At 72.2% G+C, this 24,514-nt stretch carries 22 protein-coding genes and 1 pseudogene; 8 read left to right on the top strand and 15 right to left on the bottom strand.

Annotation, left to right across the window (positions count from 1 at the left end; all coding sequences use genetic code 11):
* The first annotated feature begins 196 nt into the window (after positions 1-196).
* Positions 197-1,756, top strand: coding sequence for an amidohydrolase (locus OP04_RS45495; RefSeq protein WP_033346310.1), 1,560 nt, complete (start codon positions 197-199; stop codon positions 1,754-1,756).
* On the opposite strand, the gene OP04_RS45500 is transcribed toward OP04_RS45495, so the two are convergent.
* From OP04_RS45500 to OP04_RS45515, 4 genes are all read right to left on the bottom strand, one after another.
* The gene (locus OP04_RS45500) at positions 1,750-2,772 is read right to left on the bottom strand and encodes an arabinan endo-1,5-alpha-L-arabinosidase (protein ID WP_085067301.1); all 1,023 of its coding nucleotides are present in this window, start codon (positions 2,770-2,772) and stop codon (positions 1,750-1,752) included. The genes OP04_RS45495 and OP04_RS45500 overlap by 7 nt on opposite strands.
* Positions 2,773-2,898: 126 nt before the next feature.
* Positions 2,899-3,258 (bottom strand): VOC family protein, encoded by a 360-nt coding sequence (locus tag OP04_RS45505; protein ID WP_033346287.1) that lies wholly within the window; start codon positions 3,256-3,258, stop codon positions 2,899-2,901.
* Between the two features lie 99 nt (positions 3,259-3,357).
* Positions 3,358-4,767 carry a glycosyltransferase 87 family protein gene (locus tag OP04_RS45510; protein WP_198154270.1) on the bottom strand — a complete coding sequence of 470 codons (1,410 nt, stop codon included), beginning with the start codon at positions 4,765-4,767 and terminating at the stop codon, positions 3,358-3,360.
* A 176-nt stretch (positions 4,768-4,943) separates the two neighbouring features.
* Complete coding sequence (locus OP04_RS45515) at positions 4,944-6,353, bottom strand: chitinase (protein ID WP_033346289.1); 1,410 nt, start codon at positions 6,351-6,353, stop codon at positions 4,944-4,946.
* A 128-nt stretch (positions 6,354-6,481) separates the two neighbouring features.
* Between OP04_RS45515 and OP04_RS45520 the strand changes: the two genes are divergently transcribed.
* Together OP04_RS45520 and OP04_RS45525 are read left to right on the top strand one after the other, a co-directional pair.
* The gene (locus OP04_RS45520; protein ID WP_033346290.1) at positions 6,482-7,312 is read left to right on the top strand and encodes a TIGR03619 family F420-dependent LLM class oxidoreductase; all 831 of its coding nucleotides are present in this window, start codon (positions 6,482-6,484) and stop codon (positions 7,310-7,312) included.
* Between the two features lie 109 nt (positions 7,313-7,421).
* Positions 7,422-7,871 (top strand): GNAT family N-acetyltransferase, encoded by a 450-nt coding sequence (locus tag OP04_RS45525; RefSeq protein WP_033346291.1) that lies wholly within the window; start codon positions 7,422-7,424, stop codon positions 7,869-7,871.
* Here the strand turns inward: OP04_RS45525 and OP04_RS45530 are convergent.
* Positions 7,860-9,035, bottom strand: coding sequence for a dipeptidase (locus tag OP04_RS45530; RefSeq protein ID WP_033346312.1), 1,176 nt, complete (start codon positions 9,033-9,035; stop codon positions 7,860-7,862). The genes OP04_RS45525 and OP04_RS45530 overlap by 12 nt on opposite strands.
* Positions 9,036-9,108: 73 nt before the next feature.
* Positions 9,109-9,915: an N-formylglutamate amidohydrolase gene (locus OP04_RS45535; protein WP_033346292.1), complete on the bottom strand. Its 807-nt coding sequence runs from the start codon at positions 9,913-9,915 to the stop codon at positions 9,109-9,111.
* Positions 9,916-10,230: 315 nt separating this feature from the next.
* Between OP04_RS45535 and OP04_RS45540 the strand changes: the two genes are divergently transcribed.
* Entirely contained in the window at positions 10,231-10,710 is a 480-nt protein-coding gene (locus OP04_RS45540) for a Clp protease N-terminal domain-containing protein (RefSeq protein WP_157241234.1), read from the top strand.
* 124 nt (positions 10,711-10,834) lie between these two features.
* Here OP04_RS45540 and OP04_RS45545 read toward each other — a convergent pair whose 3' ends face one another.
* From OP04_RS45545 to OP04_RS45555, 3 genes are all read right to left on the bottom strand, one after another.
* Positions 10,835-11,467: a 2'-5' RNA ligase family protein gene (locus tag OP04_RS45545; protein WP_033346294.1), complete on the bottom strand. Its 633-nt coding sequence runs from the start codon at positions 11,465-11,467 to the stop codon at positions 10,835-10,837.
* Between the two features lie 427 nt (positions 11,468-11,894).
* Positions 11,895-12,887 (bottom strand): GlxA family transcriptional regulator, encoded by a 993-nt coding sequence (locus OP04_RS45550; RefSeq protein WP_033346295.1) that lies wholly within the window; start codon positions 12,885-12,887, stop codon positions 11,895-11,897.
* Positions 12,884-13,465 (bottom strand): cysteine hydrolase family protein, encoded by a 582-nt coding sequence (locus OP04_RS45555; RefSeq protein ID WP_033346313.1) that lies wholly within the window; start codon positions 13,463-13,465, stop codon positions 12,884-12,886. Before OP04_RS45555 ends, OP04_RS45550 begins: the two co-directional genes overlap by 4 nt.
* Before the next feature lie 159 nt (positions 13,466-13,624).
* Here OP04_RS45555 and OP04_RS45560 point away from each other — a divergent pair, with 159 nt between their 5' ends.
* The gene (locus OP04_RS45560; protein ID WP_033346296.1) at positions 13,625-14,728 is read left to right on the top strand and encodes an alpha/beta hydrolase family protein; all 1,104 of its coding nucleotides are present in this window, start codon (positions 13,625-13,627) and stop codon (positions 14,726-14,728) included.
* 150 nt (positions 14,729-14,878) lie between these two features.
* Here OP04_RS45560 and gndA read toward each other — a convergent pair whose 3' ends face one another.
* The 5 genes from gndA to OP04_RS45585 all read right to left on the bottom strand — a co-directional run bounded on the left by gndA (position 14,879) and on the right by OP04_RS45585 (position 19,086).
* Positions 14,879-16,309, bottom strand: a complete 1,431-nt coding sequence (gene gndA / locus OP04_RS45565) for an NADP-dependent phosphogluconate dehydrogenase (protein WP_033346297.1) — start codon at positions 16,307-16,309, stop codon at positions 14,879-14,881.
* Between the two features lie 112 nt (positions 16,310-16,421).
* Complete coding sequence (locus tag OP04_RS56260; protein ID WP_033346298.1) at positions 16,422-16,793, bottom strand: MerR family transcriptional regulator; 372 nt, start codon at positions 16,791-16,793, stop codon at positions 16,422-16,424.
* A 104-nt stretch (positions 16,794-16,897) separates the two neighbouring features.
* Entirely contained in the window at positions 16,898-17,848 is a 951-nt protein-coding gene (locus tag OP04_RS45575) for an aldo/keto reductase (protein WP_033346299.1), read from the bottom strand.
* Between the two features lie 143 nt (positions 17,849-17,991).
* Positions 17,992-18,633 (bottom strand): lipoyl(octanoyl) transferase LipB, encoded by a 642-nt coding sequence (gene lipB, locus OP04_RS45580; RefSeq protein ID WP_033346300.1) that lies wholly within the window; start codon positions 18,631-18,633, stop codon positions 17,992-17,994.
* Between the two features lie 69 nt (positions 18,634-18,702).
* Complete coding sequence (locus tag OP04_RS45585; protein WP_033346301.1) at positions 18,703-19,086, bottom strand: nuclear transport factor 2 family protein; 384 nt, start codon at positions 19,084-19,086, stop codon at positions 18,703-18,705.
* Between the two features lie 72 nt (positions 19,087-19,158).
* On the opposite strand from OP04_RS45585, the gene OP04_RS54230 reads away from it, so the two are divergent.
* Positions 19,159-19,698, top strand: a complete 540-nt coding sequence (locus OP04_RS54230) for a hypothetical protein (protein ID WP_051800064.1) — start codon at positions 19,159-19,161, stop codon at positions 19,696-19,698.
* Between the two features lie 39 nt (positions 19,699-19,737).
* Positions 19,738-21,285 (top strand): MFS transporter, encoded by a 1,548-nt coding sequence (locus tag OP04_RS50895; RefSeq protein WP_157241236.1) that lies wholly within the window; start codon positions 19,738-19,740, stop codon positions 21,283-21,285.
* Positions 21,286-22,034: 749 nt separating this feature from the next.
* Here OP04_RS50895 and OP04_RS45605 read toward each other — a convergent pair.
* Positions 22,035-22,412 (bottom strand): ArsR/SmtB family transcription factor, encoded by a 378-nt coding sequence (locus OP04_RS45605; RefSeq protein ID WP_033346317.1) that lies wholly within the window; start codon positions 22,410-22,412, stop codon positions 22,035-22,037.
* A gap of 473 nt (positions 22,413-22,885) precedes the next feature.
* Here OP04_RS45605 and OP04_RS48905 point away from each other — a divergent pair.
* Positions 22,886-24,514: pseudogene (locus OP04_RS48905) on the top strand (Clp protease N-terminal domain-containing protein); the annotation flags it as partial.

The raw sequence follows: 24,514 nt of genomic DNA on the forward strand, positions 1-24,514 counted from the left end.
CTTTCGGCTCGGGTGCGGGCCGCGCGCACGGGCGGTGTGCGGGCGTACGGACGATGCGGAGGCGTCGGAGTTCAGGGGGTGCGCTCAGGGCGACCACCCGCGGGCCCGAGGCCCGCGGGAGCGTGCGGGCCGCAACCACGCCGGAAGCGGGAAGATGTGGTGTTGGATCTTTTTGGGGTCTGGGGGAGGAGTGCGGGTGCTCGACCTGCGTATCGAGAACGGGACGATTCTGACCATGGATCCGGCGCGGCCGGTGGTGGGGGCGCTCGGGGTGTGGCGGGGGCGGGTGTTCGCGGTCGGGGACGAGGCGGCGGGGCTGCCGGCGCGTGAGGTGCTGGACCTCAAGGGCGCGACGGTCGTTCCGGGGTTCGTCGATGCGCACGTGCATCTCGCGTGGACCGGGCTCAAGGCGCGGGCGGCGAGTGTGGCGCCGTCGCGGGATGCGGCGGCGATGCTGCGGGTCATCGCGGACGCGGCCCGGCGGGTGCCCGAGGGTGGCTGGGTGGATGTGGGCGGATATGACCAGCGGCCGTTGGGGCGGCATCTGACCGCGACGGAGCTGGACGCGGTCAGTGCGGGGCGGAGGGTGTTCGTCACGCATGACTCCGGGCATGCGTGCCTGGTCAACAGCGCGGTGATCGCGATGCTGCCGGACGGGGTGCGTCACGAGGACGGGCTGCTGACCGAGGGTGACATGGCGGTGGTGCGGAGGCTGCGCTGGCCCTATTCGATCAAGGAGTTGACGGCGGCGATCGGGCACGCGGGGCGGGAATGCCGCGCGCAGGGCGTGACCGCGGTGTCCGAGGCGGGGATCGCGGGCGGGCTGGTCGGGCACACGCCGGTGGAGCTGGCGGCCTATCAGGCGGCCCGTGAGGCCGGTGAGCTGCGGGTCAGGGCGCGGCTGATGGTGGCGGCGGACGTGCTGCGACCGGTCGCGGCGCACGCGGACGATGACATTCCCAGGGCATTGGATCTGGGGGTACGGACCGGGCTCGGCGACGAATGGCTGTCGATCGGCGCGCTGAAGGTCTTCACGGACGGCGGCATGATGGCCCGGACCGCGGCGCTGACCTCGCCCTACGTGGGCACGGACAACATCGGCGTGCTGGCGGACGACCCGGAGGCGCTCACCGAGACGATCGTGGCCGGGCACCGGGCCGGGTGGCAGCTGGCCGTGCACGCGATCGGCGACCGCGCGGTGGACCTGGCGCTGGACGCGATCGCGCTGGCCCGCACGATCAAGCCGTCCCCGACCAGGCATCGGATCGAGCACGCGGGCCTGGTGCGCCCGGACCAGCTGGCCCGGTTCGCCGCGCTGGACGTGACCGCGGTCGTGCAGCCGGACTTCCTGTGGTGTTTCGGCGACGACTACGCGGAGATCATGGGGCCGGAGCGCGCGGACTGGCTCTATCGCGGGGCGGGATTCCTGCGCAGTGGCGTGCGGCTGGCCGCCAGCTCGGACCGGCCGGTCACCGAGGGGCCGCCGCTGCGCGCGATCCAGTTCCTGGCGTCCCGGCTCACCGCGGGCGGGCGCACGGTCGGCGCGGACGAGCGGCTGAGCGTGGCGGAGGCGCTGCGGGCCTACACGGTCGGCGCGGCGGCGGCCTGCGGCTGGGATGACGACCTGGGCGCGCTGACGCCGGGCCGGCTCGCGGACTTCGTGGTGCTGGAGGAGAACCCGTTGGAGACGGCGGTGTCCCGGATCGCGGGCATCACGATCCGGGACTCCTATGTGGGCGGTCGGCGGGCTCAGTAGACGAACGGCCAGCCGGCCGAGTCGTACCCGATGAGGTTGATGCCGAGCTGCGACGCCCCGCTGTTCGTGTAGTAGTGGTAGACCAGCACCTCCGCGTCCGTGTCCGCGAAGACGGCCTGGTGGCCCGGCCCGTGGATGCTGCCGTGACTCGCCAGCACCTGGGTGCCGCCGCCGCTGGTCAGCGCGGTCCCGTTCCGGTCGACGAACGGGCCGGTGGAGCTGGTGGAGCGGCCGACCATGATCCGGTACGTGCTGGACGCGCCCCGGCAGCACAGGTCGAACGACACCCACAGGTAGTAGTAGTTGCCGTGCTTGAACACGACCGGCGCCTCGATCGCGCCGCCGCCGCGCCCGGCCAGGCTGCGGACGGTGCTGTCGGCGCGCTTGCCCGTGCTCGGGTTCAGCTTCACGGTCTTGATGCCGGACCAGAACGAGCCGAAGCTCAGCCACCAGGCGCCGGACGCGTCGACCACCAGGTTCGGGTCGATGGCGTTGTAGTCGTTGCCGCTGCTGCTCTCGATCACCAGTCCCTGGTTCGTCCAGCTGCCGGACGCGCCGGTGGAGGACGTGGCCAGGAAGATCGCCGACTTGTTCGAGCCGAACGTGGAGGCCGAGTAGTACAGGTAGTACTGCCCGTTGCGGTAGGACAGGTCCGGCGCCCACAGGTTGCGGCTGCCACCGGTGTAGGCCGTGGTCCAGGATGCGCCGTTCGGGAACACGGTCCCGGCGTTGCGGAACGCGGTCCGGTCGGTGGACGTCTTCAGCGCGATGTTGTCCCCGGTGTGCGCGACCAGGTAGGTCCCGGCCGGGGTCTTCACGATCGTCGGATCGTGCACGCCGATGTCGCCGGTGACCACACCCGGCCCGGGGTACGACGAGGGCGGCACGGTCGGCGTGGCGAGGATCTGCGGCGTCTCCGCCGCGTGGGCTTGCAGCGTGGCGAGACCGCCGGTGAGCAGCGCCGCCGCGGTGGCGGTCGCGAGCAGTGCCCGGCGGGCGATCCGGGACGTGGGCATGGGTGTCCCCCTTCGGGGGTCGGCTGATCCGCGTCCCGCGTGGAGGACGAAACGCAATCAGGCTCATCGATGTATTTTGGGCATGTTAGCGCTCACTCGCGGCCCGCTGTCAAGGTTTCGCCCGCGTTACGCCACGCAGAACTCGTTGCCCTCCGGGTCCTGCATCACCAGGTGGCCGAAGTCCTCGCCGTAGAACTCCTCGCCGATCTGCGTGGCGCCGAGCGCGATCAGTTCGTCCGCGCGGCGCCGGATGCCGTCCTCGCCGCCGCCGGGGCGGACGTCGAGGTGCAGGCGGTTCTTCGCGCTCTTCCCCTCCGGTACGCGCAGGAACGCGATCGCCGGGCCCCGGCCGCCCGGGTCCACGATCGACGCGGCGTCCGGCTCGTCGTAGCCGGCCTCGGCGACGTAGCCGAGGGTGCGCGCCCAGAAGCCGGCCAGCCGGTGCGGATCGGCCGCGTCGAAACAGAGCGTCCACGGAGTCGCCATGCCGGCCAGCCTATCGAGGGCGTGACCGGTGGGCAGGCGTGTCTCCTCGCGTGCGACCGCGGGCAGCCGGCGACACCACCTGGCCCGGCAGGGCAGGGATCAGGCGTTGTGCGCGGTCTCGCGGACCTCCGGCGAGGTCCGCGGGGCCGGTACGCCGCCGGTTGACTGCCCGGCCCCGGCCGGGACGGCGAACGGGGCGTCGGCCGGGGCCGGCAGGACTACGGCATCGTCGGCACCGGCGGCCTCGGCGGGTGAGCCCGCCGAGGCCGCCGGAACGCGCCACAGCCACAGCGCCGCCAGCCCGAGCAGCCCCAGCCCGGCGAGCACGTACAACTGGAAGCCCACGTGATATCCGAGACCGCCGTGCAGGTGGGCGACCCAGATGATGCCGTGCACCGTGAGCGGCTCCGCATCCCCCGCGCTGCTCGGCCACACCGCGAAAGCGGCCGTGAGCAGGGCCACCCCGCCCGCCGCCAGCGTCTGCACCGTCCCGCGCAGCCGGGACGCCACGTCCGCGAACACCAGCAGGAACGGGATGATCCACACCCAGTGGTGGGTCCAGGAGACCGGCGAGACCAGCAGTGCGGTCAGCGCGACCAGGCACATCGCGGCCGCCCCCTCGCCCCGGCGCTCCGCGCGCACCGCCAGCGCGAGGCCCGTCACGCCGACCACCAGGACCGCGACGGCCCAGAGCGCGAACGCGGCCGTGGACGACGGATCCTCGGCGAGGCGCGCGAAGAACCCGCGCAGCGACTGGTTGCCCGAGGAGTCCGGACCGTTGCCGCCGACCACCCGGTCGCCGCTGATGAACATGCCGGACAGCCAGAACTCCGCCGACCGTGGCACCAGGGCCACCCCGGCCACGCTGACCAGGACGAACGTGCCGGCCGCGGTGAGCGCGGCCCGGAACCGCCGGGACAGCACCAGATGGACCACGAAGACCGCGGGCACCAGCTTGATCGCGGCCGCCACGCCGATGCCCACGCCGGCGAAGCGGGTGCGCCGCAGCAGCGCCAGGTCCACCACGACCAGGCCGAGCAGGAGCGCGTTGACCTGCCCGAAGTCGGCGGTGCGCTGGAACGGCTCCAGCCACAGCGCGACGCCGGTGCACGCGGCCGCGATGCCGATCCGGCCCGCCGCACCCCGGTAGCCGAGCATCCCGGTCACGCACCACGCCACCAGGAACGTCACCGCGAACCCGGCCACGGCCAGCGCCGCGTAGGTGGTCCGCAGGCTCGCCAGGCCCAGCGGGTACAGCAGCACCAGCGCGGCCGGCGGGTAGGTGAACGGCATGTGGATCTGCCCGTACCGGCCCTGGTAGACCGCGGCGCCGTCCCGGAACGCCTCCAGCCCGCCCCGGTACACCTCAAGGTCGAGCGGGCCGGTCGGGAAATGCCGCTGGTACTGCACGTAGACCGCCGCCGAGGCCGCCAGGAAGATCAGTCCGGGCAGCAGCGGCCAGGCCGGCACGTGCCGGCCCGGCGACGCGAGCATGGCGAGGGGGCGCATCGTGACAGTCCTCGTTCGGGAAGGGGACGCCGGGCGCCACAGAGTATCCGTGTCCACCATGGTCGATGCGGACCGGTCGCGACCTCACCAGAAGATCAACCGCGATGAGGCGGACGTGATCGGAGACGGATCGAGGCGCCGTCCCAGGAGGGACGGCGCCTCGATGATCAGAACGATCAGGGCAGCGTGTCGAGGTGCGGGCCGACCGTGTTGGCGAACGCGTTGCCGTTGGTGACGTCCCAGTTGACGGACCAGGTCATCGCGCCGCGGATGCCGGGGTAGGTGCGCGGCGGCTTGAACGTGCCGCAGTTGGTGGCGCGGGCCAGGCAGTCGAGCGCGTTGTTGACCACGGTCGGCGAGACCACGCCGCCGCCGGCCGCACCGGCCCCGGCCGGGAGCCCGAGCGCCACCTGGTCGGGCCGGAGGCCGTTCTCCAGCTGGATGCAGGCGAGCGCGACGATGAAGTTGACCGAGCCCTGGCTGTACGCCGCGACCTGGTCGCATCCGAGCATCGCGCCCGAGTTGTAGAACTGCGTGTGCACCACCGTCAGGATGTCCTTGATGGCCAGCGCCAGCGCGAAGTAGGACCCGCCGGTCGACTGCATGTCGATCGTCTGCGGCGCCATCGTGATGATCATGTTGGTGCCGACCCTGGACCGCAGCGACCGGAGCGCCTGCGCCATGTAGGTCGGGTTGAGGCCGTTCTCGAGGTCGATGTCGACGCCGTCGAAGCCGTACGACTGCATGATCGTGAACATGGTGTTGGAGAACGCGGTCGCGCTGGTGGAGTCCGACACCGCGACCCGGCCGGCCTCGCCGCCGACGGAGAGGATGACCTTCGTGCCGCGTGCCTGGAGCGTGCGCACGTCGGCGCGGAAGTCCGCGTCCGTGTAGCCGCCGAGCGCGCTGGACAGCTGCGGGTCCAGGCCGAACGTGACCGCGCCCGGCGTGGTCGTCGCCTCCGCGAACGAGATCGCGACCAGGTCGTACTGCGCCGGGGTGTCACGCAGGCGCAGCTCGGCCGCGTTGTTGACGAAGTTGTGCCAGTAGCCGGTGAGGAAGTGCTTCGGCAGCGGCCCGGTGTTCGGCGGCGGCGACGTGGGCGGCGGGGTCGTCGGCGGGGGAGTGGTGGGCGGGGGAGTCGTCGGCGGCGTCGTGGTCGGGGGCGGCGTGGTGGGCGTGCTGCCGCCGCCGCAGGAGACGCCGTTGAGCGTGCAGTTCGACGGGCTGCCGCCGCCCGTGCCGATCATGCCGAACGACAGCGACGCGCCGCCCGCGATCGTCCCGTTGTAGGACTTGTTCTTGAACGTGTACCGCGACCCGGAGACGGTCAGGTCCGCCTCCCAGGCCGAGGAGACCGCCGTTCCGGCCGGCAGGTCGAACGCCACGGTCCACGAGGTGAGCGCGGACGTGCCGCCGTTCGCGACGGTGACCTTGCCCTCCCACCCGGAACCCCAGTCGGACGTCTTCGTGAACGTCGCGGTGTTCGCCGCGGCCGAGGCCGGCCCGGCCGTCCACACCACCGCTCCACCCATCAACACCAGCGCGGACGCGCTCACCAGCGCCGCCAGCCGGGACCGTCGCATGACAGCCTCCCATGGTCATGGCGGTTGGGGGTCGACCGCCGTCACGGGAATTATTAGGACTGTTAACAGTGCAGGGGAAGACTGTTATGGATTAATTAGGGTTCGCACGCCGGAAATAGGGTGTCGGGATGAAGTTCGCGGTCAGTTACAGCTCGTCGGCGTACGGCGTGGATCCGGACCACCTGATCGGCTATGCGCAGCACGCGGAGGCGCTCGGGTTCGAGGGCCTCTACCTGCCGGAGCACATGGCGCTCTCGCCCGGGATGCGGATGGGCGAGTTCGAGATGCCGGTCGACGTCGCGTTCGCCGACCCGCTGGTCAGCCTGTCGTTCGTGGCGGCCACGACCACCCGGCTGCTGCTCGGCACCGGCGTGCTGCTGCTGCCGTACCACCACCCGGTCGCGCTCGCGAAGCGTCTCGCCACGCTGGACGTGCTGTCCAAGGGACGGCTCCGGCTGCTCACCGTGGGCGTCGGCGCGTTCCCGCAGGAGGCGGCCGTCAGCGGCGTCGCGTTCGAGACCCGCGGGCGCCGGGCCGACGAGGCACTCGAGGTGCTGAATCTGTTGTGGTCCGAGGACTCCGTGACGTACGACGGCGAGTTCTTCCAGCTCGACCGCGTGACCAGCAGGCCGCAGCCGGTCGGTGGCGCGCTGCCGATCCACGTGGGCGGCTCGTCGATGGCCGCGGCCCGCCGCGCCGCACGGTTCGGCGCCGGCTGGTTCCCCGGCGGCATGCTCGCGCCGGCCGAGCGGCTCGCGCAGCTGGCGGAGGCCCGCTCCTCCGGCCGCCCGATGGAACACACGCGCTGGGGCTCCACCTCCACCACACCGGAGGGCGTGGCGGGCTTCGCACGCCAGGGCGTGGACCGCCTCGTGATCAACGCGGCCGGCGACACGCTGGACGCGCTGCGCGACGACCTCTCCGCGTTCGCGCAGCGGCACGGGCTGACCCCGGCATGACCGGCTCGGCGTGACGCTCCCGGTCGCCGGCGGACGGCGGGTGCGCGGCCACGATCCGGAGCCACCCGCCGTACCCCCGGGATGTGAATCTTCTGCCACACTGTGCCGCATGGCGATCTTGGTGCGGCAGGCGACTCACGCGGACGGCGGGCGGCTGGCGGAGCTGCTGGGTCAGCTGGGTTACCCGACGGATGAGACCTCCGTCGCGGAGCGCCTGGACTACTGGAGCGACGAGCCGACCGCGGCCGTGTTCGTGGCCGTCTCGGACGATGTGGTGGTCGGCGTGGCGGCCGTGCACGTGAGCCCGGTGCTGGAGGTGACCGGCCACTACGCACGGCTGGTCGCGCTGGTCGTGGACGAGGACACGCGCGGCAGCGGCATCGGGCGCGCGCTGCTGGCCGCGGTGGAGGCCTACGCGCGCGCGTTCCGCTGCCTGTTCGTCGAGGTCACCAGCGGGCGGCGGCCGGAGCGCGAGGCCGCGCACCGGTTCTACCGCAAGGCCGGCTTCGAGGACGTCAACGCGCACGCCTACCGCTACAAGAAGCGCCTACCCCAGTAGCTCCGCGGCCGCGTCCTCCGCCTCGCGCAGCACACGCAGGATGTTGCGGCCGGTCAGCGCCTCCAGGTCCGGCTCGGTCCAGCCGCGGGTGGCAAGTTCCTCGAGCAGCCGGGGGTACGCCGCGACGTCCTCCAGCCCGGCCGGCAGCGTGGCGGTGCCGTCGAAGTCGCCGCCGAGACCGACGTGCGCGACGCCCGCCACGTCCCGTGCGTGCTCGACGTGGTCAGCGACCTGCGCGATCGTGGCCCTCGGCGCGGGGTTGGCGTCCAGCCAGTCCTGGATCGCCGTGTTGTCCTGCTCCGTGGCGTGACTCCGCGGCGCCTCGTGGGCCCTCGGCGCCGGCGGCCACGCGACCGGGACGGCCGGCAGGCCACGCCGCTGCGACTCCTCGTCCAGCGCCCGGTCCCAGGCCCGTACCTCCTCGGACACGAACTGCGGCACGAACGTCACCTGCACCACGCCGCCGTTGTCGCGCAGCCGCTCCAGCACCCGGTCCGGCACGTTGCGGCCGTGGCCGGTGAGCGCGCGGCAGGACGAGTGACTGAAGATCACCGGCGCGGTCGCCACGTCCAGCGCCGCGTCCATCGTGGACTCCGCGACGTGCGCGAGGTCGACCAGCACGCCGATGCGCTGCATCTCGCGCACGATCGCGCGGCCCTCGTCGGTCAGGCCGCCGTGCACCGGCGTCAGCGCCGCGCTGTCCGCCCAGGGCGTGTGGTGGTTGTGGGTGAGCGTGACGTACCGGACGCCGAGCCGGGCCAGGCAGCGCAGCACCCCGGTGGAGGACGCGAGGCTGTGCCCGCCCTCCACACCGATCAGCGAGGCGATCTTCCCGTTGTCCATCGCACGCGCCGCGTCCGCGGCCGTGGTGGCGACGGTCAGGTCGTCCGGGTAGGCCGCGGCCATCCGGTGCACCGCGTCGATCTGCTCCAGCGTGGCCACCACCGCCTCCGGCTCCGGCAGGCTGGACGGGACGTAGACGGACCAGAACTGCGCGCCCACGCCGCCGGCCCGCAGCCGGGGCAGGTCCGTGTGCAGGGCGGGAATCCCGGTGCCGAGCCCGTCGACCGCGTAGCCGCGATGCACGCGCAGCTGCCACGGCAGGTCGTTGTGCCCGTCGACGACCGGCGAGTTCCGCAGCACGCGGGTGATGTCCACGCTCATGCCGTCACCTCCGCTGCGCTCCGGCGCCGCCATGAGTTCCGGCACTGTGCCCATGATTCGCTCGCATGCTCGCTCATGCCGCGTCCACCAGCGCCGCGAGCCGCTCCGCGATGAGGTCCAGGCCCTCGTGCGGTGGCCCGCCCGGCTCGGTCATGTAGGTGTCGCGGCGGATCTCCACCATCAGCGCGGTCACGGCGGGCTCCTTGCGGTAGTGGCGCAGCGGCACGTACGTACCGGCGAAGGGGGAATTGATGCCGGTGTCCTCGCCGAACGTGCCTCGTGCGGCGTCGACCAGCCACGACGGCGTGTGGAACTCGTCCACGCCCAGGCAGACCGCCGGCCGCGGTCCGTCCCGATGCAGCTCGTAGGGGAGCGGGCGGGTCTGGTAGGAGTGCACGTCCAGGATCACGGCCCGCCCGGTGGCCGCGAGCCGCCGGTCGATCAGGTCCGCCATCGCCTCCGCGTAGGGCCGGAAGTGCGTGGCCAGCAACCGTTCGTCACGGACGGGATCGTCGTCGCGCAGGATCTCACCGTGCGCGGTGCGCGTGTAGACCGCGCCCATCCCGACGCGCGCCATCTCCTCGGTGTCGTCCGGGAAGCGCTCCGGGTCGACGACCAGACGGGAGAAGGCGTTGGCGAAGGTCCAGGGGGTTCTCGTCGCGTCTCTCGCGGCCGCGGCGGCGATCTCGCGGGTGTGCGCGTCGGTCAGCAGATCGAGCTCGTGCTCCAGCTGCGCCTCGGTCACCCGGAGCCCGTCCCGCGCGGCCGGCGTGACGGCACGCGCGCCATGCGGCACGTGCAGCACGACCGGCGATCCGGCGTCACCCTCAAAAAGATCAAAAACCGCCGGGGGTACGCCGTGCGCGGCGCCGGAGATCATCCAGAGACGCTATCGGACGCGCGGGGGATTTGGTAAGGATCCCGCCCCGTAGGAAGCGCGCTCCGGGCGTGTGCCCGCGCGCCGGCGGTCCCGCCGCGCGCGGGCCGGAACCGGCGACCGTGCGGCGCTGCCCGGCCCGTCGGCCGCGCCGAGGTTCCCGCTGCCCGGCGACGGAAGGCGAGGATGATTACGCAGCGAGAGCGGATGATTGCGCGTGGTGATGAGTGAATGTGACCGATCGAGCGGGAATCCTTGCCTCGCGCGACCGGGCGGCGCAACAGTGGTGGGGTCGCCGACATCCGAGGGAGTCGCCTGATGATCTCGCCCACCATGGATCTCACCGACCGGGTCAAGCGCGTGCTCGGCCTCGCCCACGCCGAGGCCACCGCGGTCAACAGCGTCGTCATCGCCCCGATCCACCTCATCCTGGGCGTGCTCGGGGCCCGCGGCCCCGGCGCCCAGATCCTGCGCGACCTGGCCGGCGGCAAGGCCGTGGTCGGCGAGGCGGCCCGCCCGCTGCTCACCGTCGGCGCCGAGCGCTCACCGGCCAACCTGCCGTTCACCACGACCGCCGAGGCCGCGCTGATGCGCGCCATCGAGGAGTCCCGCCGTCTCGGCGAGCCCCGCACCGGCACCGAGCACCTGCTGCTCGGCCTCCTCCGCGCCATCGCCGACCCGGTCACCGCCACCCCCGCCGACACCGAGCTGTCCGAGGCCCTCTCCTCGGTCGGCGTCGACTACCTGACCGCCGCCCGCATGGCGGAGGACCGCCGGGGCGAGGCGTCTGCTGCCTGACCCGGGTCTGCCGCGGCTGAAAGCGTTGCCCGGCGCGAGATCCATCCCGCCCGGCCGGGGACCGGTCGGGGCTCAGCCCCGGCCGGCTGAGCCCCGGCCTCGGCCGTCCAGGTGCCGCGCCCGGTCAGCCCAGCAGTGGGAACGTGGCGATCGGGTCCCAGCGGTATTCGGTGCGGAGCGCGTCCTGCTCGACCTCGACGAGGTGGATCTCGTCGACGGTGAAGGTGGCGCGGCTGGGACGGACCTTGCGGCGCAGCAGGCTCTGGACACGGCCGGAGTCGCCGCTGCTGTTCGCATAGGCCAGCGTGATGTGCGGCGGCATCGCGTCGAACTCGACCGCCTCCACGCCGATCGTGTCCTCGACCGCGGCCCTGATCCGCGTGTAGACCTCGTGGAACGGGTCGCCGGGCAGGTCGCCGTCCACGTCCAGCACGACCGCGTTGCGGGTGGCCAGCGCGGGGCCGGCGGTCAGCGTCATCGGGCCGAGGCCCTCCAGGTACGTCCCGACCGTGCGGACCAGGCCGCGCCGCTGCCGGTCGCCGACCTCCTCGGCGGCCACGCCGGTCACCATGTGCAGCGTGACGTGCAGCCACTCGTCCTGCACCAGCGTGACGAACGGGAACTCCTCCACCACGTCGCGGTAGTCGGTGATGAGCGCGTCGAGCTCAGCGTTCAGATCGAGCGACGGCAGCAGGTAGAAGTGCAGGCGCGTCTGTTCGTCCGGCCAGATCCGGCTCCCGGACATGAACTTCTCCACGACGCGCTCCTTCCAGGCAGTTCCCCAGCCGGCGGACAGTGAACCGCACCATTCTGAGGTGTGCGGAGTGCCCGTCTGCAGGCCCCGCACAAGAATGCCGTACCGGTCACGTCCACGCGGGGACCCGGAAGCGCATTTGTCCCGTTAAAAGCGGATCAAGATCTCGCAACGATCACCCGTTTCGCGGTACCCGCCATTCACCCGTCTCGCTGTGCGTCGCGGCGGGGTCGCACGCCGCGAGGCGGTGGGCGCGGACCGCCGCGCGTGCGGGCCGTCGCGGTCGCGTCGCACGTCACGCGGTCGGACCGGGCATCGTGGTCGCGCCCCGCATCCACGGTCGGCGCGGCCCGCGGACGGGGCACGGTCCAGGAACCGGTCGCCGTCGCGTTCGGGCCGGCGCCTGCGCGCGCCGGGCGTACCCCCGTGCTCAGAGAGGTCTTGATCTGAGGCGGCGGAGCATGCGGGCGTCGGCGAAGCCGGTCGCGCGGGCGGCGGACTCGGCGGTGGCGCCCTGGCCGATCAGGTGCTCGGCGCGTTCGACCCGCAGCAACTGCTGGTAGCGCAGCGGGGTGAGGCCGGTGGCGGCGCGGAACAGGCGGGTGAGCGTGCGTTCCGCGACGCCGGCGGAGGTGGCGAGCGCGGCCAGCGGTAGCGGGTCGGCGAAGCGGGCGTCGATCACGTCCTGGGCGCGGTGCACCACGTCGCTGAGGTGGGCGCGGTGCCGGAGCATGGCGCTGTGCTGCGGCTCGTCGCCGTTGCGGCGCGCGTAGACGACCATGGCGCGGGCCACCCGGGCGGCCACGGCGGGGCCGTGCGCGGCCGCGACCAGGTGCAGCGACAGGTCGATGCCGCTGGCGATGCCGGCGGAGGTGACCACGCGCCCGTCCGTCGTGTAGAGCACGTCGCGGACCACGGTCGCGCGCGGATAGCGGCGGGCCAGCGCGTCCTGCAGCTCGTGGTGGGTGGTGCAGCGGCGGCCGTCGAGCAGCCCGGCGCGGCCGAGCGCGTCCGCCCCCGCGCAGACGCTGGCCACGACGCCGCCGCGGTCGTAGTGCTCCCGCAGCCGGGCGAGCGCGTCCGCACTCAGGAAACCGGCCGCGGGCGTGCCCGGGAAAGCGGGCGTGCCCGGAGAAGCGGGCGTGCCCGGAGAAGCGGGCGTGCCCGGAGAAGCGGGCGTGCCCGGAGAAGCGGGCGTGCCCAGGAGACCGGTCCCCGGGGTGACGCGCCAGCCCGGCACCAGGATCAGGTCCGCCTCGGGCCAGTCCAGCCGGGCGCGCAGCGTCAGCCCCTGCGCGGACCGGACGTCCTCCTGCTCGGCCACGTAGTGCAGGTCGTAGCCGGCCGTCCCGAAGACCTGGGCCGGGCCGGCCAGATCGAGCAGGTGCACGCCCGGCACGAGCAGGAAGACGACCGTGGTCACCGGTTCACGACCTCCTCGAGGGTACGGATGGTGGCGAACCGCCCGGCCAGCGCATATTCGGTCCGCTCCGTGATCTCGGCCGTGCCCAGCGTGCGCGGGTCGGCCACGATCTCGTCCCAGCTCCGGCCGTCCGGCGCGTCCCGGTGCGGGATCGGGAACGTGGCGGTCGCCTCGGTCACGAACTCCACGTCGTAGCCGTAGTCGCCCGCGACCCGGGCCGTGGTCTCGCAGCACTGCTCGGTCTGGATGCCGCAGACGGTCAGCTCGCGGATCCCGGCCACCGTGAGCAGCCGCTGCAGCTCGGTGGAGGTGAACGCGTTCCGCGTGGTCTTGGTCAGCACCGGCTCGCCGGGCAGCGTCTTGAGCCCGTCGATCAGCCGGACGAACTCGGACGACGGGTCGAACGGCCCGCCGTCGGTCTCGGTGTGCAGCACCCACACCACGGTCTCGCCGCGGGCGCGTGCGGCCTCGACGAGCCGGCCCACGCGTGCCGCGATGTCCGGGACCGACACGGAGGTCCAGCGCGGCCCCTGGCGGAACGACTCCTGCACGTCAATGACGATAAGCGCTCTGGTCATGTCCTGATTGTGCGCACGTGTGAGCTGCGCGGACAGGCACGATCGCGTCCGGCGGCGGAACGATCCGGTCAACCTGCCGAAGGTCAGGTACCGACCCCGGGAAACAGTGGGGATCGATCCCTGATGTCCCGGCCCCGCGGAGGCGGAAGGCTGACCATCATGATGATGCGCAGAATGATGACCGCGCTGGCGGCCACCGCGTTGCTGGTGGCACCGGCGGTCCCGGCGGCGGCCGCGGACCCGGCCTGGGACCTGGAGCTGCTGGCGCCGTCCGGCCCGTACCCGGTGGGCGTCCGCGACCTGCACCTGACGGATCAGGATCGGGCCGACCCGTGGGCGCCGGAGCGCCGCCGCGAGCTGATGGTCACGCTCTGGTACCCGGCCGCGAGCGACCGTGGCCGGATCGAGCCGTACGCGACGGACGAGGAGTCCCGCCTGATCCTGACCCAGATCGGCGCGCCGGGCGTGCCGCTGGACACGCTGACCCGGGTCGGCGCGCACGGGCACACGGGCGCGGCGGCGAAGCACGGTTCCTGGCCGGTGGTGGTGCTGTCGCCGGGCTTCTCGTTCCCGCGCGGCTCCCTGACCGGGCTGGCCGAGGATCTGGCCAGCCGCGGCTACCTGGTGGTGGGCGTGGACCACACGTACGAGGCGGCCGCGATCACGTTCCCGGACGGCCGGGTCACCACCTGTGACGTCTGTGCGCTGCTGGAGGGCGACACCGTGCGACCGGCGCAGATCACCGAGGGCCGGGCCGCGGACGTGTCGTTCGTGCTGGACGAGCTGAGCAGCCGCCGTGACGTACGGGCGGACTGGTCGCGGGTGGCGATGGCCGGGCACTCGATCGGCGGCAGCAGCGCGGCCGAGACCATGCTGCGCGACCGGCGCGTGGACGCGGGCGTGAACATCGACGGCACGTTCTTCCCGCCGGTGAGCCGCGCGCTGGACCGGCCGTTCCTGATGCTGGGCGCGGAGAACCACGGCGAGCCCGGCAACGACGCGAGCTGGGACGCCACCTATCCGCACCTGACCGGCTGGAAGCGGTGGATCACGGTCGCCGGCACCACGCACAGCTCGCTGACCGACTACGGCATCCTCAGCGACCGGGTGGACGTTCCGCTGCAGACCCTGGACGGGGACCGGTGCGCCGAGATCGCCGCGGACTACGTGGCGGAGTTCGTCGGCCGGCACCTGAAGGGGAGGCCGGCGCCGCTGCTGCGCGGGCCGGACGCGGCACACCCGGAGGTGTTGTTCTGGCCCTGAGCTGAGGGATCGCGGCACCGGCGGCCCGCGGGAGCACGCGGAGGGTGACCACCGCGAAAGCGGGAAAATCAGGTTTTGAATGGGTTTGATCCAGGCGTCCCGTTGCCTGCTGCACGGCGTGAAGAGCGGGACGCCTGGATCACGACGACGTCAGCTGGGCGACTCGGTGCGGTCGCCGGACCACGACGTGTGGTAGGTGCCCGCCCGGTCGATCCGGCGGTACCCGTGCGCGCCGAAGTAGTCGCGCTGGCCCTGGATCAGCGCGGCCGGCAGCCGCGGCGAGCGCAGCCCGTCGTAGTAGGCGAGCGCGGAGCTGAAGCCCGGCACCGGGATGCCGAGCCAGGTCGCGGTGGAGACCACGCGCCGCCACGCCTTCTGCGCATCCGCCAGCGCCTCGCGGAAGTACTCATCGGTGAGCAGCGTCGGCAGCGCCGGGTTGGCGTTGTAGGCGGACCAGATCCGGTCGAGAAACCGGGCGCGGATGATGCAGCCGCCGCGCCAGATCCGGGCCATCGCGCCCAGGTCGACCTGCCAGCCGAACTCCGCGGACGCGGTCTGGATCTGGTGGAAGCCCTGCGCGTAGGCGACGATCTTCGAGGCGTAGAGCGCCTTCTCGATGTCGTCGACGAACGCGCGCGCCGCCTCACGCGCGCCCGGCGGCGGGCCGGGCAGCTCCTGGGCGGCGGCGCGCAGCTCGGACTGGCCGGACAGCGTGCGGGCGAAGACCGCCTCCGCGATGCCCGGGACCGGCGTGCCCAGGTCCAGCGCGGCCTGTACGGTCCAGCGGCCGGTGCCCTTCTGCTCCGCGCGGTCCATCACCACGTCCACGAACGGGCGGCCGGTCTCCGCGTCGACCTGGCCCAGCACCTCCGAGGTGATCTCCACCAGGTAGGAGGCGAGACGGCCCTCGTTCCAGCCCGCGAAGACCTCGGCGATGTCGTCCGGCACCAGGTTCGTGGCCTTGCGGAGCAGGTCGTAGGCCTCCGCGATGAGCTGCATGTCCGCGTACTCGATGCCGTTGTGCACCATCTTCACGAAGTGTCCCGCGCCGTCCGGGCCCACGTGCGTGCAGCAGGGCCGGCCGTCGACGCGCGCCGCGATGCCCTCCAGGATCGGCCCGATCTGCGCGTAGGCCTCGTCCGAGCCGCCCGGCATGATGCTCGGCCCGTGCAGCGCGCCCTCCTCGCCACCGGAGATGCCCGCGCCCACGAAGTGCAGGCCCTTCTCGCGCAGGGCCTCCTCGCGGCGGATCGTCTCGGAGAAGTTCGCGTTACCACCGTCGATGATCGTGTCGCCCGGTTCGAGCAGCGGCGTCAGCTCGTCGATCACCCGGTCCGTCGGGTCACCGGCCTTCACCATCACGATGATCTTCCGGGGGCGCGCGATCGACGCGACGAGCTCGGCCGTGCTGTGCGCGGCCACGAACGTGCCCTCGTGCCCGAATTCCTCGATCAGCTCCTTGGTGCGGATCTCCGTGCGGTTGTGCACCGCGACGACGTGGCCGTGCCGGGCGAGGTTACGGGCGAGGTTGCGGCCCATGACCGCCAGACCGGTGACACCGATCTGTGCCAGCTCCGTCATGCTCTCTCATCCTCCGGGTCCTGGTGAATCTGCAGCGGTGAACCTGGTTGCCGACTCATACGGTCCTGCCGCACGGAAGAGTTCAACTTCGCCCGGAATATTCCTCCCTGGGTTACTCGTTCGAGTGCTCCTCTCGGGCCAGCCGCCGATAGGCGTCTATCTTCCCGTCGATCACGTCCAGCGCCCGCCGTTGCGCGTCCATCTCCCGCAGCACCTCGGCCCGGTGCGCGCCGAGGATCCGCAGCCGCGTCCGCGCCTCCGCGGACCCCACGAACCGCTGGATGTCCCTGATCGGCATCCCGGTCCGCCGCAGGCACACCAGCACGTCGATCCAGCCGAGGTGCGCATCCGTGTAGACACGCCGGCCTCCTGAGGTCCGCTCCACGTCACTGAGCAGCCCGGTCCGCTCGTAGTACCGCAGCGTGTCCAGCGTCAGCCCGGTCTTCTCGGCCGCCTCGGCCGGCGTGTAGGTCGCAAGATCCATGACAGACATTCTCCGGGGGTACGGGTGGGAGCGCGGTCTCCCGGGCTTGCGGCGCTGTCGGCGGCGCGGCGACCGCACGCCCCGGCCGCCTGCGCGGGCCGTGCTCAGGCCTGCAGTGCCGCGATCGCCGTCAGCTGCTCCTCGGTCAGCGGCCCGCGCGCCTCCGCCGCCACGCACTCGGCCAGTTCCTCGCGGTTCTTCACGCCGAGCACCACCGTGCCCACGCCCGGCGCGGTCAGCACCCAGCGGTGGGCCAGCGCGGCCGGGGACTCGCCCCACTCGGCCGCGATCGCCCGGAACGGCGCGGCCCGCCGGAAGTCCACCGCGGCCGGGTAGTCCGGCGCCATGTCCCGGTCCAGCGACGACGCCAGCGAACCGGCCGCGACGGCCCGGATCGCGATCACCCGCACGCCCGCGGCGTTGGCCGCCTCGACGATCTCCCGGCTGCGCGGGGCCACGTCGTCGTAGATCCACATGTCGCCGTTCATGTCCAGCGCGTTCACGATCACCTGGGCGTAGTCCGGCCGGTGCGCCGCATCGCCGATCGCGGCCAGGATGCTGTCCGGGTGCCCGACCGCGGTCAGCCCCCACGAGCGGATCTTCCCGTCCTCGCGCAGCCGGTCGAACGCGGGCGCGACCTCCTCCGCGTATCGCGCGTAGTCGAGCGTGCCCGCCGGGCCGTCCGTGCCGGCCGGGCGCAGCTGCGTGTGCAGCAGGAACATGTCGACCGCGTCCCGGCCGAGCCGCCGCAGGCTCTGCTCCAGGCTCTCCGTCAGCCGCGCCACCGGGTCGGGGAACTCGTTGTCGTGCACCTGCGCCTTCGTGGCCAGCAGCACGTCACGCCCCTTGAGCGCCTCGGCCGCCACCCGCTCGGCCTCGAAGTCCGGCCCGTAGCTCGGCGCCACGTCCACGAGCGTGATGCCGGCGTCCAGCGCCGCGTGCACGGTCGCGACCGCCTCGGCCCGGCTGGTCTCGCCCCAGACCGCGCCGATCCCGCCGCCACCGAGCGTGAGCGCGCTGACCTGGCCGAGCCGCCCGAAATCCCTGGTCCGCATGGTGATCCATCCCCTCGTTGCGCACGATGTCCACCCACGACGCTATGACCTGGAGCGCGCTCCAGGTCAAGCCACGTCGTACGGCCGGAACTGCACGCTCACCGGTGAGCCGCGGTCATGCCGCCGGTCTTGGAACGTGTGCATCAAGAGGCGCCGAAGGCGGTCGCCACCGCGTCCTTGACCTCGTCGAACGTGGGGGTGGCCAGGCCGTGCGCGTCAGCCGCCCGCTGCAGCGAGGTCATCTCCACGTCCGCCAGGCCGCACGCGATGAACGTGTCGAACGGGGACAGGTCCGGATCCACGTTCAGCGCGAAGCCGTGCGTGGTGATGCCGCCGCGGATCCGCATGCCGATCGACGCCAGCTTGCGGTGCTCCGGCGTCCACACGCCGACCAGGCTCGGCGCGCCCTTCGGCGTCTCCCGGCGCACCGCCTCGACGCCGAGTTTGCCGACGGCCTCGATCAGCGCGTTCTCCACGAACCGGATGATGTCCACCGGGCCGCGCTGCCGCTCCCGCAGGCTCACGATCAGGTAGCCGACCAGCTGGCCGGGGCCGTGATAGGTCGCGTGACCGCCGCGATCCACCGGCACGACCGGGATCGCGTCCAGGCCCGGCAGCTCGCCCGGCGGGGTCAACCGGCCGTAGGTGATCACCGGGGGGTGGCTGAGCAGGAACAGTCTGTCGGGGGCGCGGCCGTCGCGGCGCTCGTCCGCCCAGCCGGTCATGACGGTGCCGCTCTCGTCGTAGGGCACCTCGCCGAGGTCCACCCGCCGCAGCTCACTCATGCGGCCTCCTCCGCTTCGCTCCCTCGTCGGCATGAGTTCAGGCACCGCGCCCATGATTCGCACGCTCGCTCACGCCGGCGCCCCTCCGTCGAAGTAGTCTCGCAGTCGCACGATCAGCCCGTCCCGTACCCGGAAGATCTGCACCATCGGCGTCTCGTCGTCGATGCCGTCGTAGGCCGTGTCGATCTCCACGACGAACGTGTCCGGGTCCGCGGTGGTGTGCAGCGCGTAACGGGACCGCACCGGGTCGGCGTCGGCCGTCGGCTCCGCCTGCCCCGCGTAGAACTCGCGCAGCCCGTGCCGGATCTCGCCCGGCCCGGTGAACGTGACCCGCTGCAGCGGCCACTCCAGCACGCCGTCGTCCGCGAACAGCGCGGCCACCGCGTCCGCATCCCGCAGCATCGCGCCGGCGACCACGTACTGCTCGAACACCTGCTGCGCGTCTGCACTCACGCCGCGACGCTACCAGCGCGACCGTCAACAAGCCATTGACAAATCCGGGGGTACGGCGAGAGCATCGCCACCATGCGCGCCTACGACGAGGTCCACGCCGCCCTGGCCGCCCCTGCCCCCGGCGCGGCGCTCTCCGCGCTCGCCCGCCTTCCCGAGCTGCGTGCGGAGCTGGACGCGTGCGAGGCCGCGCTGATCGAGGCGGCCCGCGACGGCGGCACCGGCTGGGCCGCGATCGCCACCGCGCTCGGCCTCTCCTCCCGTCAGGCCGGCGAACAGCGCCTCGCCCGCCTCCGTCGCCGCGTTCCCGGTCAACAAAATGTTGACGTTGCCGGAGTGCTGGCCGACACGGTGTCGGCGCTGGCCGCGGCCGTCGCCGCGGACCCCGGATGGGACGGGCGGTCCCCGCGGGCCGCGCTCGCCCGGCAATGCCTGGACATCGCGGCCGGCCTGAGCAGGGATGATCCGCCAGGCGGCCTGTTCAGCCTGGTCAACGACGTGCTCGGCGATCTCGGAGGGCTGTCCCGCACGTCGCTGCCGGAGCCGCAGCGCGCGGCGATCACGCGTCTGGAGCGCGCGGCCCGGGACGCGGGCGTTACGGGCGGCCAGTCCTGAGGGTTGACAGGGGCGGACTCCACCATCACGGTTGAGTCCGTGGAACTCAAGACCAGCGCGCGGCGCAATGCTGTGTTGTTCGTGACTGTCTCGCTGGTCGCCGGGTTCGGCGGCACCGCGATGACGCTCACCTCCGGCGTCTGGGTCATGGACCTGACCGGCGACGCGGGCCTGGCCGCGCTGACCGCGGCCTGCCTCTACCTCCCGTCGCTGGCCGGCCCGGTGTTCGGCGCGCTCGCGGACCGGGTCCCGCGCCGGGCGCTGCTCGTCCGCACCTGCCTGATCATCGCGGCCGCACTGCTCACGCTGCTCGCCGTGCGCGGCCCCGGCCAGCTGTGGCTGATCTTCGTGGTGATGCTCGGCTACGGCGCCGCGCTCGCGGTCGTGGACGCGGCCGAGGCCGGCCTGCTCGCGTCCGCGCTCCCCGGCGACGCGCTCGGCACGGTCAACGGCCTGCGAATGAGCGCCCAGGAGGGGGTCAAACTGCTCGCCCCACTGGCCGGCGCCGCCCTCTTCACGCTGGCCGGCGCCCCTCCGGTCATCACCCTCTCCGCCACCCTCCTGGCCATCGCCGCCCTCCTCTACGCAGCCCTCCGCCTTCCTCCGGAGCCGCCGGCTCGCGTGGATGTGCTGGCCCGCGTGGATGTGCGGGCTCGCGTGGATGTGCTGGCCCGCGAGGACGTGTCGGCTCGCGTGGATGTGTCGGCCCGCGAGGACGTGTCGGCCGGCGTGGATGTGCTGGCCGGCGTGGATGTGCCAGCCCGCGAGGATGTGCCGGCCCGCGAGGTCGGCAGCGCCGTGGCGCGGCGTGGTGCCGAGCCTTCGGCGGGGGAGCGGGTAGCCGATGCCGCGCCGGAGGCAGGTCCGGCGCGGACAGCTTCCGTCGCCGGGGCGGGCGCCGGCTGGTGGTCGTCGTGGGCGGTCGGTGCCGGGCATCTGCGGCGGGAGCCGGGCCTGGGCGAGATCGTGCTGGTCGCGACCGCGGGGATGGCCGCGGCCGGGCTGGCGACCGGCGTGCTCTACGCGATGATCGACGACGGGCTCGGCCGCGCGCCCGCGTTCGCCGGCGTGCTCAGCGCGGCCCAGGGCGGCGGCGCGATCCTCGGCGGACTGGCCGCCGGCCGGATCATGATGCGGACCGGCCGGCGGGTCACCGGCGAGACGCTGCTGGCCGCGGCGGGCCTGCTCGTGCTCGCCGTCGCGCTGCTGCTGCGCGCGGTCCCGTGGCTGCCGTCGGTGCTGGCCGGCAGCGTGCTGGCCGGCGTCGGACTGCCCTGGGCGATCGTGGCCGCGTTCACCGCGATCCAGCGCCGCACCCCGGCGCCCGTCCTCGGCCGGGTCTCCGCCACCGCGAACTCGCTGATCTTCGCCACCCCCGCGGTCGCCACCCCGGTCGGCGCGGCCCTGCTGCGCCTCGGCGGCTACCGCCCGGTCCTGCTGGCCGCCGCGTTCCTGGCCTCGACCGCCGGCGTCCTCCTTCTGGCGAGATCCACCAATGCCGCTACTGACCTTTCGCCGCCCGGGTTCAGCTCGGCACGATCGCGTGAACGCTCCGCCGGGTCCAGCACCGCGCCCGAAATTTCATGAGATAGCCGGCTGAGGTCGGTGGCCCGTGCCGCTCGTGCGGTCCGTGGAAGATCGTTGTTGCGCTCACTGCTCTTTCAACCCGCCGGAAAAGACAGTGAGCGCAACAACGATCTCTACCCGCCCCCTCCTTGTCGACGATATGCCGAAATTTCGGGCGCAATGCGCCCGGCGGTGGTCTCCGTGCCTGGCGGTGGTCTCCGGGCCGGGTGGAGGTCTCCGGGCCGGGTGGCCGTCTCAGGGTCCGGTGGCCGCCGTCGGGCCGCGATGGGCCGTCTCATTGCTGGCCAGCGCTATCGAGGTTGTGAGACGGCCGGCCTCGCCACCGCTATTTCATGAAATTTCGGGCGCAGAGCACCCCTGCCGCCAGTCTGGATCCGGCACCGCGTCGACGCCCGGCCGGAAAGGATCATTGGGTGCCGCAAAGACCAGGTCAACAGCCCGAGTTGACCTGGTCTTTGCGGCACCCAATGATCCTTTCGGCTATGGCGGACGCCTGCGCGGGGCGCCGGTTCGGCAGTAGGCGTCTGCGGCGGCACCTTTACTGAGATTCCGGCGTCAGGGTGAGGATGCGGCAGGCCTCCAGGCCGCTATTTCATGAAATTTCGGGCACGGAGTGCCCGGCGCGGCCACCTGCCCCGCGGCCGTGCGGCGTATCCCGACCGCAGCCGTGCGGCCTATCCCGTCCACCCGGCGCTCAGCCCACCCGAACCGATCACCAGAGCAGGCCCCCTGCGCGGGATCAGGCAGCGCTAGTGGTCGATGCGCGGGTGCGGGGCGGAGGCGAGGAGGTGCTCGGCCTGGGCCAGGGACTCCACGACCAGGCGGCGGACGTGGGCGCCGTGCAGGCGGTAGAGGACGCGGCGGCCGTCGCGCCGCGTGGTGACCAGGCCGGCCAGCCGGAGTTTCGCGAGGTGCTGGGAGACGGCGGGCCGGGCTGCGGTGCCGAGCGCGGCGGTCAGCGCGGTCACGTCCTGCTCCTCGTCGCGCAGGTGCCAGAGCAGGCGGAGCCGGGTCTCGTCGCCGAGCATGCGCAGCGCGGCGACGGCGGCACCGAAGACCGCGGCCGTGGCATCGCCGTGGATCGCAGGCGCGGGATCGGCCGTCACCTGGACGTTGCGTGCGTACATGAGCACGTATGATGCCACGGCCCGCCGGGAGCCGTCACCGGGGTGGGCATGATCCACAGTCGGCGCTGGTGCGAGGTCACCATCCACACGCGCCCCGGGTGAGCCCGGCCACAGCGGAGCGTCCGAATTTCCGCTGAGGGCGGAAGGCATTCACCTGTCAGCGGAAGTGGTCCGATTTGAGTCGTTCCCGCACTGTGAAAGATCTTCACTGCGGTAGGGTGAGCTACGCGGCAGAGCGCCTGCCCGAGCCCTGCATGGCGGTCCCGAGCCTGACGAGCGGGACACAGCGAGAGCCCATGCGATCGCGGCCAAGAGGGTTCCTCAGCGCAACCCTGGGGATAAATCAGGCGCCCTGTCGTTGTGGTGCTGGTGTGTCTAACAGTGCTGCACTGGTGGCGCTGTGGTTGAAGTGCTGCTTGTGCCGTACGTTTCAGCGGGAGTGCGTGGGATTCCGCAGTGAGGACGTGATGGGCATGTTTGAGCGGTTCACCGACCGAGCGCGTCGGGTTGTCGTCCTGGCTCAGGAAGAAGCCCGGATGCTCAACCACAACTACATCGGCACCGAGCACATCCTGCTCGGTCTCATCCACGAGGGTGAGGGCGTCGCCGCTAAGGCCCTGGAGAGTCTCGGGGTCTCGCTGGAGGGCGTCCGCCAGCAGGTTGAGGAGATCATCGGTCAGGGGCAGCAGGCCCCGAGCGGGCACATCCCGTTCACCCCCCGGGCCAAGAAGGTGCTGGAGCTGTCGCTCCGCGAGGCCCTTCAGCTGGGGCACAACTACATCGGCACGGAGCACATCCTGCTCGGCCTGATCCGTGAGGGCGAGGGCGTCGCGGCGCAGGTGCTGGTCAAGCTCGGCGCCGACCTGAACAGGGTCCGTCAGCAGGTCATTCAGCTCCTCTCCGGTTACTCCGAGGGCAAGGGCGGGGCGGCCACGGCCGGCACCGCGCCGGGCGAGTCCGCACCGTCGACGAGCCTGGTGCTCGACCAGTTCGGGCGGAACCTCACCCAGGCCGCCCAGGAGGGCAAGCTCGACCCGGTCATCGGGCGCGAGAAGGAGATCGAGCGGGTCATGCAGGTGCTGTCCCGCCGCACCAAGAACAACCCGGTGCTCATCGGTGAGCCCGGCGTGGGCAAGACCGCCGTGGTCGAGGGAAGTACATCGAGAAGGACGCCGCGCTCGAGCGTCGTTTCCAGCCGGTGCAGGTCGGTGAGCCGTCGCTGGCGCACACCATCGAGATCCTGAAGGGTCTGCGCGACCGTTACGAGGCCCACCACCGGGTGAGCTTCACGGACGCCGCGCTGGTGGCCGCCGCCACGCTGGCCGACCGTTACATCTCGGACCGCTACCTGCCGGACAAGGCGATCGACCTGATCGACGAGGCCGGCGCACGGATGCGCATCCGCCGGATGACCGCGCCGCCGGACCTCCGCGACTTCGACGAGAAGACCGCGGATGTGCGTCGTGCCAAGGAGTCCGCGATCGACGCGCAGGACTTCGAGCGCGCCGCCCAGCTGCGGGACCAGGAGAAGCAGCTGCTCTCGCAGAAGGCCCAGCGGGAGAAGGAGTGGAAGGCCGGCGACCTCGACGTCGTGTCCGAGGTGGACGACGAGCAGATCGCGGAGGTGCTGGGTAACTGGACCGGCATCCCGGTCTACAAGCTCACCGAGGAGGAGACGTCCCGTCTCCTGCGCATGGAGGACGAGCTGCACAAGCGCGTCGTCGGCCAGCTCGACGCGGTCAAGGCCGTGTCGAAGGCGATCCGGCGTACGCGTGCGGGTCTGAAGGACCCGAAGCGTCCGTCCGGCTCGTTCATCTTCGCCGGCCCGTCCGGTGTCGGTAAGACCGAGCTGACCAAGGCGCTGGCGGAGTTCCTGTTCGGCTCCGAGGACGCGTTGATCCAGTTGGACATGTCGGAGTTCCACGACCGTTACACGGTGTCGCGTCTGGTGGGTGCGCCTCCCGGTTACGTGGGTTACGACGAGGGTGGTCAGCTGACGGAGATGCAGATTCTGGAGGACGGTCGTCTGACGGATGGTCAGGGCCGGATCGTGGACTTCAAGAACACGGTCATCATCCTGACCACGAACCTGGGCACCCGTG

This window comes from Catenuloplanes japonicus (assembly GCF_000717135.1).
In the GTDB taxonomy this organism is placed as follows: domain Bacteria; phylum Actinomycetota; class Actinomycetes; order Mycobacteriales; family Micromonosporaceae; genus Catenuloplanes; species Catenuloplanes japonicus.

Bases quoted from the DNA above. Each gene is read 5' to 3' on its own strand.
- OP04_RS45500 (WP_085067301.1), bottom strand. From the start codon at position 2,772: ATGCCCACGTCCCGGATCGCCCGCCGGGCACTGCTCGCGACCGCCACC.
- OP04_RS45505 (WP_033346287.1), bottom strand. From the start codon at position 3,258: ATGGCGACTCCGTGGACGCTCTGTTTCGACGCGGCCGATCCGCACCGG.
- OP04_RS45510 (WP_198154270.1), bottom strand. From the start codon at position 4,767: ATGCGCCCCCTCGCCATGCTCGCGTCGCCGGGCCGGCACGTGCCGGCC.
- OP04_RS45515 (WP_033346289.1), bottom strand. From the start codon at position 6,353: ATGCGACGGTCCCGGCTGGCGGCGCTGGTGAGCGCGTCCGCGCTGGTG.
- OP04_RS45520 (WP_033346290.1), top strand. From the start codon at position 6,482: ATGAAGTTCGCGGTCAGTTACAGCTCGTCGGCGTACGGCGTGGATCCG.
- OP04_RS45525 (WP_033346291.1), top strand. From the start codon at position 7,422: ATGGCGATCTTGGTGCGGCAGGCGACTCACGCGGACGGCGGGCGGCTG.
- OP04_RS45530 (WP_033346312.1), bottom strand. From the start codon at position 9,035: ATGAGCGTGGACATCACCCGCGTGCTGCGGAACTCGCCGGTCGTCGAC.
- OP04_RS45535 (WP_033346292.1), bottom strand. From the start codon at position 9,915: ATGATCTCCGGCGCCGCGCACGGCGTACCCCCGGCGGTTTTTGATCTT.
- OP04_RS45540 (WP_157241234.1), top strand. From the start codon at position 10,231: ATGATCTCGCCCACCATGGATCTCACCGACCGGGTCAAGCGCGTGCTC.
- OP04_RS45555 (WP_033346313.1), bottom strand. From the start codon at position 13,465: ATGACCAGAGCGCTTATCGTCATTGACGTGCAGGAGTCGTTCCGCCAG.
- OP04_RS45560 (WP_033346296.1), top strand. From the start codon at position 13,625: ATGATGATGCGCAGAATGATGACCGCGCTGGCGGCCACCGCGTTGCTG.
- gndA (WP_033346297.1), bottom strand. From the start codon at position 16,309: ATGACGGAGCTGGCACAGATCGGTGTCACCGGTCTGGCGGTCATGGGC.
- OP04_RS56260 (WP_033346298.1), bottom strand. From the start codon at position 16,793: ATGGATCTTGCGACCTACACGCCGGCCGAGGCGGCCGAGAAGACCGGG.
- OP04_RS45575 (WP_033346299.1), bottom strand. From the start codon at position 17,848: ATGCGGACCAGGGATTTCGGGCGGCTCGGCCAGGTCAGCGCGCTCACG.
- lipB (WP_033346300.1), bottom strand. From the start codon at position 18,633: ATGAGTGAGCTGCGGCGGGTGGACCTCGGCGAGGTGCCCTACGACGAG.
- OP04_RS54230 (WP_051800064.1), top strand. From the start codon at position 19,159: ATGCGCGCCTACGACGAGGTCCACGCCGCCCTGGCCGCCCCTGCCCCC.
- OP04_RS45605 (WP_033346317.1), bottom strand. From the start codon at position 22,412: ATGTACGCACGCAACGTCCAGGTGACGGCCGATCCCGCGCCTGCGATC.